The organism is Nostoc sp. (genome assembly GCF_036917235.1).
Taxonomy (GTDB): domain Bacteria; phylum Cyanobacteriota; class Cyanobacteriia; order Cyanobacteriales; family Nostocaceae; genus Nostoc.
The window spans coordinates 44,783-59,151 of sequence record NZ_JBALDU010000098.1; the positions used below are offsets into that span (position 1 = coordinate 44,783).

At 41.9% G+C, this 14,369-nt stretch carries 13 protein-coding genes; 4 read left to right on the plus strand and 9 right to left on the minus strand.

Going from position 1 to position 14,369, the window contains the following annotated elements; all coding sequences use genetic code 11:
- Positions 1-120: 120 nt before the first annotated feature.
- The 5 genes from V7K44_RS27645 to V7K44_RS27665 all read right to left on the minus strand — a co-directional run bounded on the left by V7K44_RS27645 (position 121) and on the right by V7K44_RS27665 (position 5,418).
- The gene (locus V7K44_RS27645) at positions 121-330 is read right to left on the minus strand and encodes a hypothetical protein (protein WP_334936384.1); all 210 of its coding nucleotides are present in this window, start codon (positions 328-330) and stop codon (positions 121-123) included.
- Positions 331-506: 176 nt separating this feature from the next.
- Complete coding sequence (locus V7K44_RS27650) at positions 507-782, minus strand: TM2 domain-containing protein (protein ID WP_334936386.1); 276 nt, start codon at positions 780-782, stop codon at positions 507-509.
- Between the two features lie 144 nt (positions 783-926).
- Entirely contained in the window at positions 927-1,052 is a 126-nt protein-coding gene (locus V7K44_RS27655; protein ID WP_334936388.1) for a hypothetical protein, read from the minus strand.
- Positions 1,053-1,533: 481 nt separating this feature from the next.
- Positions 1,534-3,108 (minus strand): CPBP family intramembrane glutamic endopeptidase, encoded by a 1,575-nt coding sequence (locus tag V7K44_RS27660; protein WP_334936390.1) that lies wholly within the window; start codon positions 3,106-3,108, stop codon positions 1,534-1,536.
- Positions 3,109-3,489: 381 nt separating this feature from the next.
- Positions 3,490-5,418, minus strand: coding sequence for an alpha-amylase family glycosyl hydrolase (locus V7K44_RS27665; RefSeq protein ID WP_334936392.1), 1,929 nt, complete (start codon positions 5,416-5,418; stop codon positions 3,490-3,492).
- A 478-nt stretch (positions 5,419-5,896) separates the two neighbouring features.
- Here V7K44_RS27665 and V7K44_RS27670 point away from each other — a divergent pair, with 478 nt between their 5' ends.
- The 3 genes from V7K44_RS27670 to V7K44_RS27680 all read left to right on the plus strand — a co-directional run bounded on the left by V7K44_RS27670 (position 5,897) and on the right by V7K44_RS27680 (position 10,698).
- Positions 5,897-6,949 (plus strand): hypothetical protein, encoded by a 1,053-nt coding sequence (locus V7K44_RS27670; RefSeq protein ID WP_334936394.1) that lies wholly within the window; start codon positions 5,897-5,899, stop codon positions 6,947-6,949.
- A gap of 369 nt (positions 6,950-7,318) precedes the next feature.
- The gene (locus tag V7K44_RS27675) at positions 7,319-9,133 is read left to right on the plus strand and encodes a protein kinase domain-containing protein (protein WP_334936396.1); all 1,815 of its coding nucleotides are present in this window, start codon (positions 7,319-7,321) and stop codon (positions 9,131-9,133) included.
- A gap of 50 nt (positions 9,134-9,183) precedes the next feature.
- Complete coding sequence (locus V7K44_RS27680) at positions 9,184-10,698, plus strand: haloacid dehalogenase-like hydrolase (RefSeq protein WP_334936398.1); 1,515 nt, start codon at positions 9,184-9,186, stop codon at positions 10,696-10,698.
- Positions 10,699-10,794: 96 nt separating this feature from the next.
- Here V7K44_RS27680 and V7K44_RS27685 read toward each other — a convergent pair whose 3' ends face one another.
- A complete protein-coding gene (locus tag V7K44_RS27685; protein ID WP_334936400.1) occupies positions 10,795-10,938 on the minus strand; it encodes a hypothetical protein in 144 nt (47 codons plus the stop codon).
- A gap of 140 nt (positions 10,939-11,078) precedes the next feature.
- On the opposite strand from V7K44_RS27685, the gene V7K44_RS27690 reads away from it, so the two are divergent.
- On the plus strand, positions 11,079-11,297 hold the full coding sequence (locus tag V7K44_RS27690; RefSeq protein ID WP_334936402.1) for a hypothetical protein: 219 nt from the start codon (positions 11,079-11,081) through the stop codon (positions 11,295-11,297).
- A gap of 66 nt (positions 11,298-11,363) precedes the next feature.
- Here V7K44_RS27690 and ribD read toward each other — a convergent pair whose 3' ends face one another.
- The 3 genes from ribD to mreC all read right to left on the minus strand — a co-directional run bounded on the left by ribD (position 11,364) and on the right by mreC (position 14,322).
- Positions 11,364-12,575: a bifunctional diaminohydroxyphosphoribosylaminopyrimidine deaminase/5-amino-6-(5-phosphoribosylamino)uracil reductase RibD gene (ribD, locus tag V7K44_RS27695; protein ID WP_334936404.1), complete on the minus strand. Its 1,212-nt coding sequence runs from the start codon at positions 12,573-12,575 to the stop codon at positions 11,364-11,366.
- 309 nt (positions 12,576-12,884) lie between these two features.
- Positions 12,885-13,502 (minus strand): rod shape-determining protein MreD, encoded by a 618-nt coding sequence (mreD, locus tag V7K44_RS27700; RefSeq protein ID WP_334936406.1) that lies wholly within the window; start codon positions 13,500-13,502, stop codon positions 12,885-12,887.
- A 25-nt stretch (positions 13,503-13,527) separates the two neighbouring features.
- Positions 13,528-14,322 carry a rod shape-determining protein MreC gene (mreC, locus tag V7K44_RS27705; protein ID WP_334936409.1) on the minus strand — a complete coding sequence of 265 codons (795 nt, stop codon included), beginning with the start codon at positions 14,320-14,322 and terminating at the stop codon, positions 13,528-13,530.
- Positions 14,323-14,369 lie beyond the last annotated feature (47 nt).

The following is a 14,369-nucleotide window of genomic DNA, read 5'->3' on the forward strand; positions in this document are numbered from 1 at the left end:
GAACTATGACTCAATGTCAACCATATTAAAATTATTAATTTATCGTACTTTATTGAGCATGAACGACTATCGCTGTACTTAATTCAAGGTTCCAAGTTCCCAGATTTATCTGTAGAGTTTTTAATTTTTAATTTTTAATTCCCCTACAGGGGGTTGACAGTTCCAACGTCGATAAGTGACATAAATAATCGCTGCCACCTGTATTGGCGCGATCGCAATCAGGTTTTTTAAGAAATAGTTGATTTCTAAATGAGACATAACACTGAAATATCCTAAGCCTAACAAGAAGAAGATTGCCCAGTTAAGCTGTTTAGTTTTGAAAATAAGCATATCAATAAAAATAAATATAGGAGGTAGAAGTGCTATATAACTTCTGCTAAGGGTGAAGCGGAAGGGAAAAAGGATCTTTCTTTGGCTTGCTGCCCTTTATCCCTGCGCTTTTGCTGCAATCATAAGCTTGGAAGCGGCTATCATTCTCTGCTTCCAGCAAAAAAGCTATTCTTGCACTAGAACCAGCCTTGCTTCTTCACAAAATAGGTATTTACAAATCCTTCAGGGGATTGATTTAAGTAAATCATGCCTTCAATTAGACCTACAAGTTGCATAACTAACAAAGCAACGCCGTAGGTAAAAGAACCCCCAACTACAGAAATCACTAACATGATAAAGCCTTCCGAAGCATATCCTAGAATAAACTTATGAACCCCAAACGCTCCCAGGATAATGCCACAGTAACCAGCTAGAAGTTGTTTGGTAGGGTGACTGGGGTTGAGATTTGCCATATAAGTGCTGCTCCTTGATAAGTGAGTATAAAAATAAAGTCTTTATTGTAATGGAAGCAAATACATTTACTTGCTTAATAAATAGATTTTTAATTTTTTCAGTCTGAGTAAGTCTCAAGATGAATAATTAAAATCAGCGTGCTTTTATTCCACACGAGACGCCAAGATGTCTTGCAATTTAGGCCGAACTGGCGCTCCTTGATGACTTTTGCTGGATTTGACGATCGCAAACCCTGGTGCAGCAGTTTTGCAGATTTTTAGCTCAGACATTTATCTTGAGCAGAATAAATCTTAAATAATCAGCAAAAGCTGCTACATACACCACTTTTTACAAGTCCATCAGTATTATTTCCGGATTCTTTTGCGATGCTTCCAGCGAATGTGAAACGCCATCGCACCAATGGCAAGACAATTACGTGGCTAGTGGGAATCTAGAAGCGCAAAAGGCATCTTCCATATTCTTTCTAACCGCTTTTTAGTTACCGATCCCCACTTGCATGAGCGCAAACCGGAATTGTATTCCAATTTATTACAGCTAAAAATGGTTCAAGAAGACAATTAACATCTCGAAAAATGGCTAAAATTTACCCGAATGAGAATGTTAATAGCATTCTTTAATTTACTTTTGCCATTATCGTAATTGGGTTTTCAGCTAGTATTTATGCTTATAACCAATTATCACTAGTAAATTGTCTCTACCTATGGTGATAAAATCAGATATTTTTGTTTTTGGCAACAGTATTTAATTGTATTAAGTACTACCTAAAATAAATAAACTTAATAGTGTGCCACTGTTCCAAAGGCTGTGGAGGAGCATAGGAGCGAGGAGATTGCGCGATCGCGTGTAAACTACTCCTAATACAATGCCCAATGCGGTCAGGGGGAGAATTTCCGATAAGCTGAGGTGAGCGATCGCAAACAACAAACTACTGATCAGAATCGCTCCCCACACGGGTAAGTAACGAGTTAGAGAGGGTAACAAAAAACCGCGAAATAGGATTTCTTCAAAAAATGGAGCTGCGATCGCAGCTGTGGAGAAAAATATACCAAGTGCGATACCATCTTGGCTTTCTAAGGCTAGTTGCAACAGAGGATTACTCCCACCTTGTCCTTGCCATAGCTGCTGATTAATCAAAGATACCACCACAACTACAGGTAAAGCTGTGCAATAGCCTCCCAGCCCCCACAAAAACCAATTATCTTGAAAACGGAAGCGAAACCAGAATTCTGGTAGCGGAAAAAAGCGCTTGAGAGAGAAATACAGCACTAACAACGCACCTAATGCTACCAAGAAGTAACTAACTAACACAGAAAATGCCTGAAGTCGCACATCCACAATGGGACGCGGGATGGGTAGCAGCGATATTACCAAAGGCACAAAAATTTGCCCCATGAAGAAAAAGCCGATGATAAAAACCTGTAAAACTGTTTCACCACCCCAAGGCGTTGACCAAGGGATATCAGCATTTTGAGCTAATAACGAGGCTTTTCCTTTCAACAACCGTTGAGCAAATAATAAAATCAGCAGTATGAGACCAATTAAAGCTGCCAAGGTGGGAATAGTCCCAATGACTGCTAATTTGATCGTTGCTTGAGCAGAAGATTCTTGTTGTGCAGCTATTACTGCTGATAAAGCGTCTTGTCGTTGCTGGAGTTGGTATAACTTAACCAAAGCGGTAGAGCGAAACCAACCTTCTAAATTTTTTTGAATTAGTTCTTGAGGATTTTGGAGGATACGGGGAGGATTGCTCCACAGTCCACTCAATACAGCAGCGGTTTCCTGAAACTCTGGATTGATATCTGAGCGTTGTTGTAATTCGCTCCAAGTCTTGAAGGCTGTATCCGTCTGTCCTTGCTGTGCTTGTAAGATTCCCAAGCGCAGGTCTAATTCAGCCAGTAATTTTTGTAATTGCTTAAAAGACTGCTGTAACTGTTGCTGCCCCTGTTTAGAGGTTTTAATAGTGGGAGGAGCGTCCGGTAGAGGTTTCGGAGGCGTGGGAGTTATTTCAGCTTGAGAGCGTAATTGTGCAAGTTTGTTGTTAACTTTGTCTAAATTAACTTGAACTGATTGACGCGCCTCCTGATACTGCTTTGTAGCGCTTTCTAGGGGTTGCTCACCAAGTATTGCTTCCCGAATCGTCTGGAGTTTGTCATCACCGCTATCTTCTGATTGCCAAGCTTGAGCTTGTAAAGCAATATTTGTTTGGTATAGTTCCAAACGACTTTGAAATTGAGGTTCTTGCCAACTGCCGAATAAAGCCGAAACTGCTAACAGAACTGCTATCGGCGTCATCACAAAAAATAAAACCAACCGCTTGAGTGTCATTTATCCCCCTTTGACTAACCAGTGGAGAGCGTGTCCCCCTTGGGAATTATCGCAATAAAAAGTCAGAGGTGGATAGATACCATCAATATTATAAGTTTGCAATGCCTGTGGTTTTTGCTAGCCTATGCACCCACGATGTTAAATTACAATCCATTCTGCTTATCCTCAACTGAGGATCTGCTCAACTCGGACTATACATACGAAGAGTAAAGGATTAAAATCTTGATTCTTCACTAGACCTCTTGCAAAAGTCCCTAACACCTCACCCCCAACCCCTCCCCGCAAGGAGGAGGGGAGATAAGGCGTAGATTTGGCGGGGTGGGGTTCTTATTTTAGATTTATCAAGAGGTCTACTCTTGATACCTCATTGTATGTATATTTCTAAGATTCTCTCCCCGATGCCCAAGTGTCACGCCATTTGACAGTACCTTCTTTGGCAATCACCCAGCGGCGATTTACGAGATTTTCGCGTAGAGGCGATCGCCCTTCCCGCCACATGGCATATTTATAAGCAATCAGCTTACCAGCACTTTCATCAAAGGGAATTTCGGCAAACCAAGTATTGGTGTTGATGTACTCTAAAGGATAGGCTTTGTTGATATCCCAGTTACCTAACTCTGGGCAATCTCCTGTCACCACAATGATTTCACCAGGTTTGGTCTCTACGCCATTGAGTTGGACGCGGACAATTGTTTGTGCTTTTAAACGTTCGCCAACGCGGCTGAAAACAAGCACTCCCCGTTCTTCTAGTACTAGGTCATAAATCTTGCCATCTTTCACCTCATACTTATTGCGAGTCACTACGCAAGTATGTTCCCCATCTGGCAATTCTGTTTCTACTTCTGGTAAAGTAACTTCTCCTCCCCGGTTTAAAGCTACAAAACACAGGGAGTCACGATAACGGCGTACATAGCAGTAAACATCCGGTGTTAAGTATTTTTGCCAGTGGCTACCCATTGACACGGCTGGATTCAGTCGCCGTAAGCCAGACAGCAGCCTGACACAACGATAAATCTCACTCTCAGTATCCCAACTTTCCATCATTGGGCGGTTATACGGGTCGTTACCGCCATCAGTATCGTTATGCAGATATTGTTCTGTACCGTAGTAAATGCAGGGAATACCGCGACAGGTCATAATTAAGGCGATCGCAACCTTCAGCATCGCTGGATCGGGATTCAGCGATTGGAAACGGGACATATCATGGTTATCAATGAAGGTAATTAGCTCTGTTGCCCCTTTATAGCGATAATCCTGATCGAAAATGTATTGAATTGTTTCAAATCCCATTTCTGAACCTTGCCCTAGTGCGGCGCGAATTGCCACACACAAGCCAAAGTCTAGAAGTGTCATGCCTGAGTGATTGGCAAATTCCACCGAGCGATCGTCACTGGGATTACTGTAAATCCATTCACCAAAAATAAATACATCTGGTTTGTGATTCGTCATCTCGCCAGTGAATTCTTGCCAAAACCAAATCGGCATATGCTTGACAGTATCCACCCGCAGTGCATCCACACCCCGGTCTAGCCATTGTTTAATTGCTGACTTAATATACTCCCGATATTCAGTATTATTCTCATTGAAAGTTGCTAGACCAGATAATTCACAGTTCTGTACTTGCCAATCGTCTTCCCAGTTTTGCACTTCGCCATAGTGGTGATACCAATTATTAGCATCATCATTGAAGTCAGCAATTTTGACACCATCATCATACAATTCACCTTTGCTACCGCTAGTATCAGGTGTGCTATGGTTGCAGACAATATCCAGCACTAGCTTCATATTGCGCTTGTGCATTTCTGTAATTAACCGATCGAAGGTTGTATTTTTTTCTTCTTGAGTAGCGTTTAAAGAAGGGTTTTCTCCGTCAGCAATGTATCGAGGATTAAGCCGTTTAAAGTCTTTTGTCCAATAGCCATGTATTGCTGCATTGCCAACAAATAACTCTTCAACCTGCTCGAACAGTGGAGTTAGCCAAAGAGCGGTAACTCCCATATTTTTGAGATAATCTAATTTATCGATGACACCTTGCAAGTCGCCACCCCAGTACTTACCCCAATCTTGTCTAGTTGGATCGTACAGTTCCGAGTTTGCACCTTCGCTGTTTTCTGGATCGCCATCATAAAAGCGATCGACTACGAGAAAATAAATTGTTTCCTGGCGAAATTCAATATCTCTGGTGTAAAGGAACTCTAGAGCAATCTCAATATCTAACTGCGGTTCTTGTATAAGAGCTTCTACATTTTCCTTTGCAGGATCTACTTTATATTGATCTGGTGAAAACTGGGATGGTGGGGTTTGTACCATAAAAAACTCAAAATTTCATCTAATTCACATTTGCAGAACCAACAGTACAACCTTTCGAGTATTGTGTGTCACTACAAACTTCGGTATTGTGACATCCTGCCTACGGTGTAGGTATCTATCGCTAGCTAGTTTATAATTCTATCGATAGATATAATTCATTTGCTAGAGGATAAAAATCAAGGAATATAGCAGTCATTAACGATAATTGCTGGGTTACAAAAATTTACAATATTTAATTAAATTAACCTGTAGTAAATACTGAGTTTGTCTCGTACTTAAGTGTATATTCGAGAAAAGATTTGAGAACACCTCAATTCCTTGAGGATTAGTTGTCAATAAGGTTTTGTTACACCTGAGCAATACTGAGTAAACCACGTATCAGCCAACTTTTTCTCTAGAAGATTCGCTCCATTGGTAAACTGACCATTGTCACTTTCAATCTGTTATTACTATCAAGGAATTAATTTAGGTAGCAATTATGACCAAATATGACAAGGTTTTTAACTCACCAAAGACATCAGAGGAATCACTAAGTCCAGAGGAAGCAGTGGCGGCGATCGCAACTGTGACTGCGATCGCAGATTCATTTATTGAAGAGGTAGATGCAGAAAGTTTAGCGGGTATCCTTTGGGAATTCGAGGTTTTCGAGGAATACTCAGAAGATGAAATTGCAGAAATAGTTGATAGACTCATCTCCATTGCCGAAGAAGAGGGAATTGGGCCCCTGTTTAATGCCGCCAAAGTATCTCTCTCAGATGAATTAGTGCTAGATGGTTTTGCCGCTGGGGTAATAGTGCTTTTAGACGATGACCTCGCCATCCCCAAACCAAAACAAGCCTACCTGAAAAAGCTACAAGCAGCTTTAGAACTTGAGGATGAAGAAGCAGAGGAAATCATCAAGGAGGTAATTGCAGCTTTTAAAGAAGCAGAAGATGAAGAATATGCAGACGACGATGATGATGAGACAGTGGTCATCGAAGATTTTAGCGAACAGACATATCAATCTCCTTTAGGTAATTTTACCGTACCGATTCCGGTTGATCCGCAGCAGGGCGGTAGAATTCAAAGCCAGGAAGGAGTAGTTGGCTTTTCTGATGACATCGGTACTTTACTAAGAATCGATTATTATCCTTTCCCCCTAGAACAGTTAGAGGAATTGGAGTCTGTTGGACAAGAAGAATATTTACAAACAATTTTAGTAGATAAGTATGTACCTCAAGCAATTTTCGCTAATGTACCAGATGCTTCTGTGGAATATACTGAATATCTGGAAAATACTTTGCGAGGCGCTTACTACGTATTAATTGATATGCCCAAAGGTTCCACAATTTCTAAGCAAGAAAATAATGGAACTGCAATCAGATTAGATGCTTACCGGGGTTTGCTCACGTTTATCAGTGGTGAATTTTTGTATATAGTTAGTAGTCAGCACAGTTTTATTAACGGTGAAACTCCCGATTCTGTTGAAGAAGAGGCTGAAGACATCAAAGAAAGCATTTTAGAGTTTGTTGAGACTATAGAGTTCGCTTAGTACAGTATTTCATTCATTCGTAGCGAAGTAAATTTGGGAAGATTCTGCGATACCAATGCATCGGCTTGCATTAGATACAGCAGAATTCAGAATTCAGAATTAAAACAGGCTTTGTACCTGGCTTTGAGACTTACTTTGTGTACTTCACTAACTTGAAATCCGCTGTATGTGCTGAAAAAGATTGGAGAGACGTAGCACTGCTACGTCTCTACAAGGGTTCTGGATAACGCATATTTAATTTCACCAGAGTATATTCGCCCTGGCTTCGCTTATGTGATGTACATTTGGAAAGGGCGAAGTCTGACGACAAGTTCGGAGAAGACAAGAAATCTCCGGCTCCGCACTGGGTGTCTACGCTTATAATTTTTCATGACAATAACCCTGCTAAACAATCGCTATCAAGTTATCCAGGTAATCGGCGCTGGTGGGTTTGGCGAAACCTTTCTAGCAGAAGATGTCCATATGCCTTCTCGCCGTCGCTGTGTAATCAAGCAACTAAAACCAATAACCAATAATGACCCGCAAACCTACCAACTTATCCAACAACGGTTTGAACGGGAAGCCGCAACCTTGGAGTATTTGGGTGAAAGTAGTCACCAAATTCCCAAACTCTACGCCTACTTTTCTGAAAACGGGCAGTTTTACCTCGTCCAAGAATGGATTCACGGCCAAACCCTGACAAAAATTGTCGAAGCCAAAGGATTTGAGAGTGAAACTGCTGTTCGGCAAATTCTCTTGAGTCTGCTTTCAGTTTTAGATTATGTCCATAGCAAAGGCATTATTCACCGGGATATCAAACCAGATAACATTATTCTGCGTTCTGTTGATAACGAGCCAGTTTTGATTGATTTTGGTGCAGTCAAAGAAACAATTCGTTCAGTGGTGAATTCTCCAGGATACCCCACGCGATCGCTTGTTATTGGTACGCCCGGATATATGCCTAGCGAACAAGCCGTTGGCCGCCCAGTTTACGCCACTGATATCTACAGTTTAGGTTTAACGGCAATTTATCTGCTGACTGGCAAACACCCGCAAGAACTAGTAACCGATCTAAAAACTGGGGAAATACTTTGGCAGCAGCACGCCCCTAACGTGTCTTCTCAATTGGCGGCGGTACTCAATCAGGCAATTAAGCCTCATGCTGGCGATCGCTACAGTACTGCCAGTAAAATGCTATATGCCTTGCAGTCTGCTAGTAATATACCTACTGAGTTAACTGCAAATACTCCTACAGTTAGTTTTTCTCCCAATGCATCGACTCGACAAACTCAGCCATTATATTCTCCGCAAAACAATTCTGCGATTCCAGGGTCTTCCAATCCTAGAAACTGGCAAAAATCTGCTGTGATTATTGGTAGTTTACTCATAGGTGGGTTGATTGGTGCAGTAGCAATTCCTAGCATCATTCGTCAGAAACAACCAGAAACAAACATTGCCACAACTTCCACGCCATCGCCAGAATCTTTTCCGACTTCTGAATCAACTGAACCGCCCGTTTCCTCCCAAACTTCTCCAGTTCCAATTATCCCTAGTTCTTCACCACGACAGCGACCAATCTCTAATCCCCCAGTTGTACCTGTACCACAGCCAGAAAAAGAGCCTATAACTTCAGAGACTCCATCGCCCGTAGCAACATCCACGCCACAGCCAGAAACAGAGAATGAGGCAAGTGCAGTTCCCACACCAGAAGCGCGTTCTACACCACAAAACAAGCCGCGCAGTAAATTAGCTGCCACTGCCAGCAGACAAAGTGTTCCCGCATTCCCTACAGGTACAACAAGAAATATCGTAGAAGCTACCCTCGGCAAACCAAATCAAGATTTAAGAGGCGCATGGGGCAAGACTCGTGCTGTCGTTTACAAACTTGTGCCAAACAAAATTGACCTTGGCTACTTATTCGATCGTAATTCTAAAACGCTGCGTCAAACTGAAGTATCTTTTGCTCAATCGGTAGATCCAGAAGTAATGGAGACTACCTTGAATGGAATGTTAGCAGGGCAAGCCACTGAAGAAATTAAGCAGGGACTCAAACAGGTACAACAGCGCCAATCGGATAATTTTAGTTTTAAAAATGGCTCAGTCAAGGGTCAAATTATCCGCCAAGAATGTGATTTTATTTACATTAGCATTTGGGATGCAGATTTACATGATTTTGTTAGTCCATCGACAGCAAAACAGTGCTAATCTCCTAAGAAGATTGGCAAAACTGAAAAATTGCATCAGTACATCAAGTTATGAGCCTTATGATAAATGCATTAAGTCATGATACTTCCGTACCTGATGTATTAAACATCATTCAAACAGCACCGGATAGTACACCCATCCTAGTAGATTTAGATGAAACTCTTTTCCTACGCAATTCAACGCAAGAGTACCTCAATACTATACAACCCCGCTTACTTGGGTACTTATTGCTCACCTTGTTGAATTTTCTCAAACCGTGGAATTGGTTACCAAGTAAAATTAAAGGAGAGGTGTCACGAGATTGGATGAGGGTTTTAGTCGCAACCTTACTTTTTCCTTGGACTGTAATTTTGTGGCAATGGCGGGCTAAACAGCTAGCTCAAGATTATGCCAATACTACCCTGATCCAGGCACTTACTAAGAATCCAAATTCACGTGTAATACTGACCACCCAAGGGTTTGATTTCATTGTTCGTTCGCTGTCCAAACACTTTCCCATAAATTTTGATGACATCATAGCTTGTCGATTTTGGCAAGGAGCGATAGATAGACAGCGAGGAAAATACTTTTTGGTGACAGCATCATTGGGTGAGAATGAAGTTACCCGTGCGATTGCAATCACAGACTCAAAAGATGATAACCCATTACTTGCATGTGTAGCGACTCCATGCTTAGTTATTTGGCCAGAAGCAAAGTATGTTTCGGCTATGGCTGATCTTTATATTCCGTTTTTGTATCTAGAGCGAGCGAAGCGACCAGGTAAGAAATATTTTCTCAAAGTGATATTATTAGACGATCTTGTGGTTTTGATAGTAGCTTTGAGTTTGGTGAATAGCCAACCAATCCTTCATGCCATCAGTATGCTTTTTTTAGTACTTTCTTTCTGGTGCATCTATGAACTAGGCTATGTAGAAAATGACATAATTGCTGAAAGGTTTGAGAAAAAACCAACGCTTTCAGAAACGTACCAAAAATATAAGAACCGAATCAGTGTATGGCAGGCTTGGCTTTGGTCTGTAATTTTCGCAGTTCCCGGACTAATTGTTTTGGAATTGGCTAAAGTTGTTTCAAGTGATAAGAGTTTTGCTTTTGAAGTTAGGGCTATTGACTTAGTAACACTTTTAACTAATACGGCATTCTGGATCGGTATGCTCCTGGTCGTAAGAGTAACTTTTTATGCTTACAACCATGTTGATAAGCAGACACGAATTTGGCTTTACTTTTTATTGCAAGCTTATAAGTACTTTGCCTTTCTGGTAGTGACAAAAACCAATATCATCGGGGCGATATTATTCATGGCAGAAGTGATTAGTCGCTGGATACGCTATTTTGTTTATCGTTTTGTGAATGGTGAGTGGTTAAAAGATTTACCCCATAAGATGGTTACTCTCGTTCTTTTTGGATTTATAGTTATCGCCGTCGTTCTAGGGACTCAAAATAGTTCTATCTTAATGAATTGGCAGACTTTGGTAATTTTAATTTTGTGTGCCTACCGGGCAAGAAATCAGTTTTTGAAAATAGTCCGTGAATATTATCCGATTTCCAAAGATAAAACAATAGTATAATAAGTTTTAATGAATTGCGTATACTAAGAGGCTGTTTATAAAAGTGCTGAAAGGTATAATTTTGCCCTTTTGATTTGGATCAACTGCAAAGACAAATTAAGGTTCTAGCCATGTACCGAAATTCTTTGCTGCGATCGTCATGAAAGCAAAATACCCTTTTAAAACATCCTCTAAGTCTTGACAATCTGTCTTCGCAGTTGACCCAATGCTCAAAGACAGATTGTCAAACTGAGTTTCCAATTCTTAATCTTCATAAACTTATAAATACCATTATTAAGTTTTTAATAATACTTGTCTCAGCTTCTACATTCATGTCGTAAAGTTCGATTGGAATTGTGTAATCTGAAGACAGCAAAGCTAAATTATTCAATTGAGGTCTGATGACTCCTACAATCATGCGTCAGCTTTGGTCAGTGGTTGAAACTGCTCAAGCCAAACTCCTTTTACAACTGGATGATGCTAGCTTGGTGCAGTGGTTAGTGAAACAAACCGAAACGCAAGTGTTTTTAGATTCTAACGAAACTGATTTTCTTAGCCACTACATTCAATCTCGACTAGCTCTTATACGGGATCTTGCCCATGAACGCCAGTGTTCATGATGCCTACGGCGGGCTACGCCAACGCAAAATCAAGATAAATAGATTGATCCTCAAGCGTTATTACTGTTAACTATTAGCTTTTTGGGACAAATAACCTTCCACTAAGCAGTCAGAGCCTACTACACGCCAACGAACACGTTCTAAAGACAACGCCTCACTCATGGTAGTAAAACCTAAATCGCCCACTGGTGTGGGAGCAATACTACCACCAATAATTTTTGGGGCAATAAATGCTAAAACTTTTTGCACTGCTCCTTGAGCGATCGCACTAGCAGCTAAAGTACCACCACACTCCCACAGCACGCTACAAAAACCTCGTTCATATAAATACGCCATTGCCTTATCCGGTGTAAGTGATGCTAATTCCACTACTTCCACACCCTGCTTGAGCAACAGTTCTTGAAAGTTGGGGTTAGCACCCTTCTGTGTCAACACCAAAGTTGGAGCATCCGCAGTTTGCCACAGATGGGCACTTGCCGGTAAGTTGAGATGGCGACTCATCACCACCCGCAGGGGATTATGTGCCCCCACCTGATGGCTGGTTAAGTAAGGATTATCTTGTCGGACTGTATTACCGCCGACAATTATGGCATCACAAGCCGCCCGCACTAGATGTACTTCACTGCGGGCTTCTTGACTTGTCACCCAAGCGCTATGACCAGAGGTAGTAGCAATTTTGCCATCTAAAGTCATGGCATATTTTAAAATTCCCAAAGGTCGCTTATAGAGAATCCGATGCACAAAAGCTTCATTTAGCTGACGGCAAGCTTCCTCTTCTACTCCTACCAACACTTCAATCCCCGCTGCCCGTAAACGGGCAATACCACCTCCAGCTACCAGTGGATTGGGATCAACCATACCCACCACTACTTTTGCCACCCCTGCTTCGATCAATCCTTCCGAACAAGGGGGAGTACGCCCATAGTGATTACAAGGTTCGAGGCTGACATAGATTGTTGCACCACGAGAGCCATCCCCTGCTGCCCTCAAGGCAAACACTTCTGCATGAGGCTCACCTGCGCGAGGATGAAATCCTTCGCCGACAATCTTGCCATCCTTGACAATCACCGCTCCCACTAACGGATTTGGCGAAGTCCGCCCTAAAGCGCGGCGAGCCAGTTCTAAACACCGCAGCATCATACGAGAGTCAAAGTCAGTTCCTACCTTTTGCTTCGGTGGTGAATTCGAGCCGGCTGCTGACTCCACTATTGGTGTATTTTCCTGAGTGTAATTTGGTAAGGATGCATCTGCTTGAGCGACCACTGGGAAATTATCCATAATTTTAGGCAACACTGTAAATATTCTGCACGCGATCGCGCAGCCTCTCCACAAGAGAATCGCGCTTTGCTCCTGATAATTAAACAGTAATATCTAGGCGCTATTATTAGCTGTCTCAACTTACATGAGTCTGTAATATTCACACATACAGTTCACTGTAGCTTGAATCCATATTGCCAGAGGTTGCCCAAATTCCATAAAAATTTAGGTTACAGGGTACAAAAGATAATTTTCTTTGTCACCTGTAACCTATTTCCTTCCAAACTCCTAACTCTTGTACAGACGCGATTAATCCCATCTCTAACTTTATTATTGCTCCAACAATTTCATCCGTTGCCACCAAAGATTCAGTGGATAATAGACCACAGGTGCCCACAGACTACTCAGAATGGCAGAGGCAAGAGCGACACGCTGATAATATGTCCAAATATCTGTCACCTTGCGCTCATTGCCCAGCAAAGTTAATTGCAACCCAAAGATAGTTTCTGCCAAAACTGCCAAAACAAAAACAATTACAGCAATCGAAATAAAATCTTCTTCGATAAAACGCTGTTTCTGGAGCAGACCAGTTAAAGCCCCCACTATACCTAAACTGATGGCATGAGTCGGGCTAGGTGATGTCATCGAATCTTGAAGTAGCCCCAGAACTATACCTGCCAATGCTCCGGCAAACACCGTGCGCTTCACACTCCAAGCTACCACCCAAATTAACAGCCAGTTAGGGCCAATTCCTAACAATTCCATACCTGGGAATCGGGTTGGTAATAATAGTAAACATAACAATATAGATCCAAGCGTCACTATCCAACCCAACAAATGACGTATACCGGGATGCCAACGAGCCAGCGGCTGGATTCGGAATTTCGATTTTCGATCTGACGATTTTGGCTTTTTCTGCCTGCTACCACCAAATGCAGGAATCTTCATTTTTCTATGGATTTTTTCAAAGAATTTACTTAGACTTTTGCGGCACTTGATTTGCCGACTCTTGGTTTTCTGGCTTGGGATAAACAGCTACCCAATCGAGAGAGCGGATTGGCGGAAAAAGCTCAATTTTTGCTACTGATGCCGGGAGTTTCTTTAAATCCAGTGACTTAATTCGTCCTACTGCCAAACCGGAGGGAAATTTCTGACTGTAAGTAGATGTGGAAACTAAATCTCCTACTTTCACATTTGGAACTTTTTCATAAAATTCCAATACAGCTTCAGCAGAAGAATCTCCTCGCAAAACGCCTTTAGCTGCTGTGCGGCTAACTGATACACCCACTTGACTCTTGAGGTCACTGATTAACAACACGCGGCTAGTATTGGGAGTTACACTCTCCACCAGACCCACCAATCCGCCTTCTGCCTTGACTATGAAGCCTTCCTGAATCCCTGCATTCGCACCGCGATTCAGCGTAACTTGTTGCCACCACTGGTCAGCACTACGTCCTACCACCCGTGCTGGAATTGGTCGTGATGCCAGCGGCTCTTTTTCCACATAGCCTAATAAATCTTGTAACTTTGTCTTTTGACTTTCCAAATCTAATATACGGGTTTGCAATTCCATCATCCGGGCATCTCTGAGACGTTCTTCTGGAGTTGGCCCTGACTGCAACATCTCTAATGGACGGGTAATTGCTTGGTATGTCTCAAGTACTAGTTCACCTTGAGTCTGTCGCAATATCCAAGCACTACCAACTACTAAAGCTAACAACCCAATTTGCAACCCTTTACGATCCCACCAACGCCGTATTGTCACCATATATACCTGTATATACTTATATAAATTAAGTTCTACTTGGATTCTAT

Coding starts and splice junctions, on each gene's coding strand:
- V7K44_RS27655 (WP_334936388.1), bottom strand. CDS start 1,052: ATGTCTGAGCTAAAAATCTGCAAAACTGCTGCACCAGGGTTTGCGATC.
- mreC (WP_334936409.1), bottom strand. CDS start 14,322: ATGGTGACAATACGGCGTTGGTGGGATCGTAAAGGGTTGCAAATTGGG.
- V7K44_RS27665 (WP_334936392.1), bottom strand. CDS start 5,418: ATGGTACAAACCCCACCATCCCAGTTTTCACCAGATCAATATAAAGTA.
- V7K44_RS27680 (WP_334936398.1), top strand. CDS start 9,184: ATGAGCCTTATGATAAATGCATTAAGTCATGATACTTCCGTACCTGAT.
- V7K44_RS27690 (WP_334936402.1), top strand. CDS start 11,079: ATGACTCCTACAATCATGCGTCAGCTTTGGTCAGTGGTTGAAACTGCT.
- mreD (WP_334936406.1), bottom strand. CDS start 13,502: ATGAAGATTCCTGCATTTGGTGGTAGCAGGCAGAAAAAGCCAAAATCG.
- V7K44_RS27660 (WP_334936390.1), bottom strand. CDS start 3,108: ATGACACTCAAGCGGTTGGTTTTATTTTTTGTGATGACGCCGATAGCA.
- V7K44_RS27675 (WP_334936396.1), top strand. CDS start 7,319: ATGACAATAACCCTGCTAAACAATCGCTATCAAGTTATCCAGGTAATC.
- V7K44_RS27645 (WP_334936384.1), bottom strand. CDS start 330: ATGCTTATTTTCAAAACTAAACAGCTTAACTGGGCAATCTTCTTCTTG.
- V7K44_RS27670 (WP_334936394.1), top strand. CDS start 5,897: ATGACCAAATATGACAAGGTTTTTAACTCACCAAAGACATCAGAGGAA.
- V7K44_RS27650 (WP_334936386.1), bottom strand. CDS start 782: ATGGCAAATCTCAACCCCAGTCACCCTACCAAACAACTTCTAGCTGGT.
- ribD (WP_334936404.1), bottom strand. CDS start 12,575: ATGGATAATTTCCCAGTGGTCGCTCAAGCAGATGCATCCTTACCAAAT.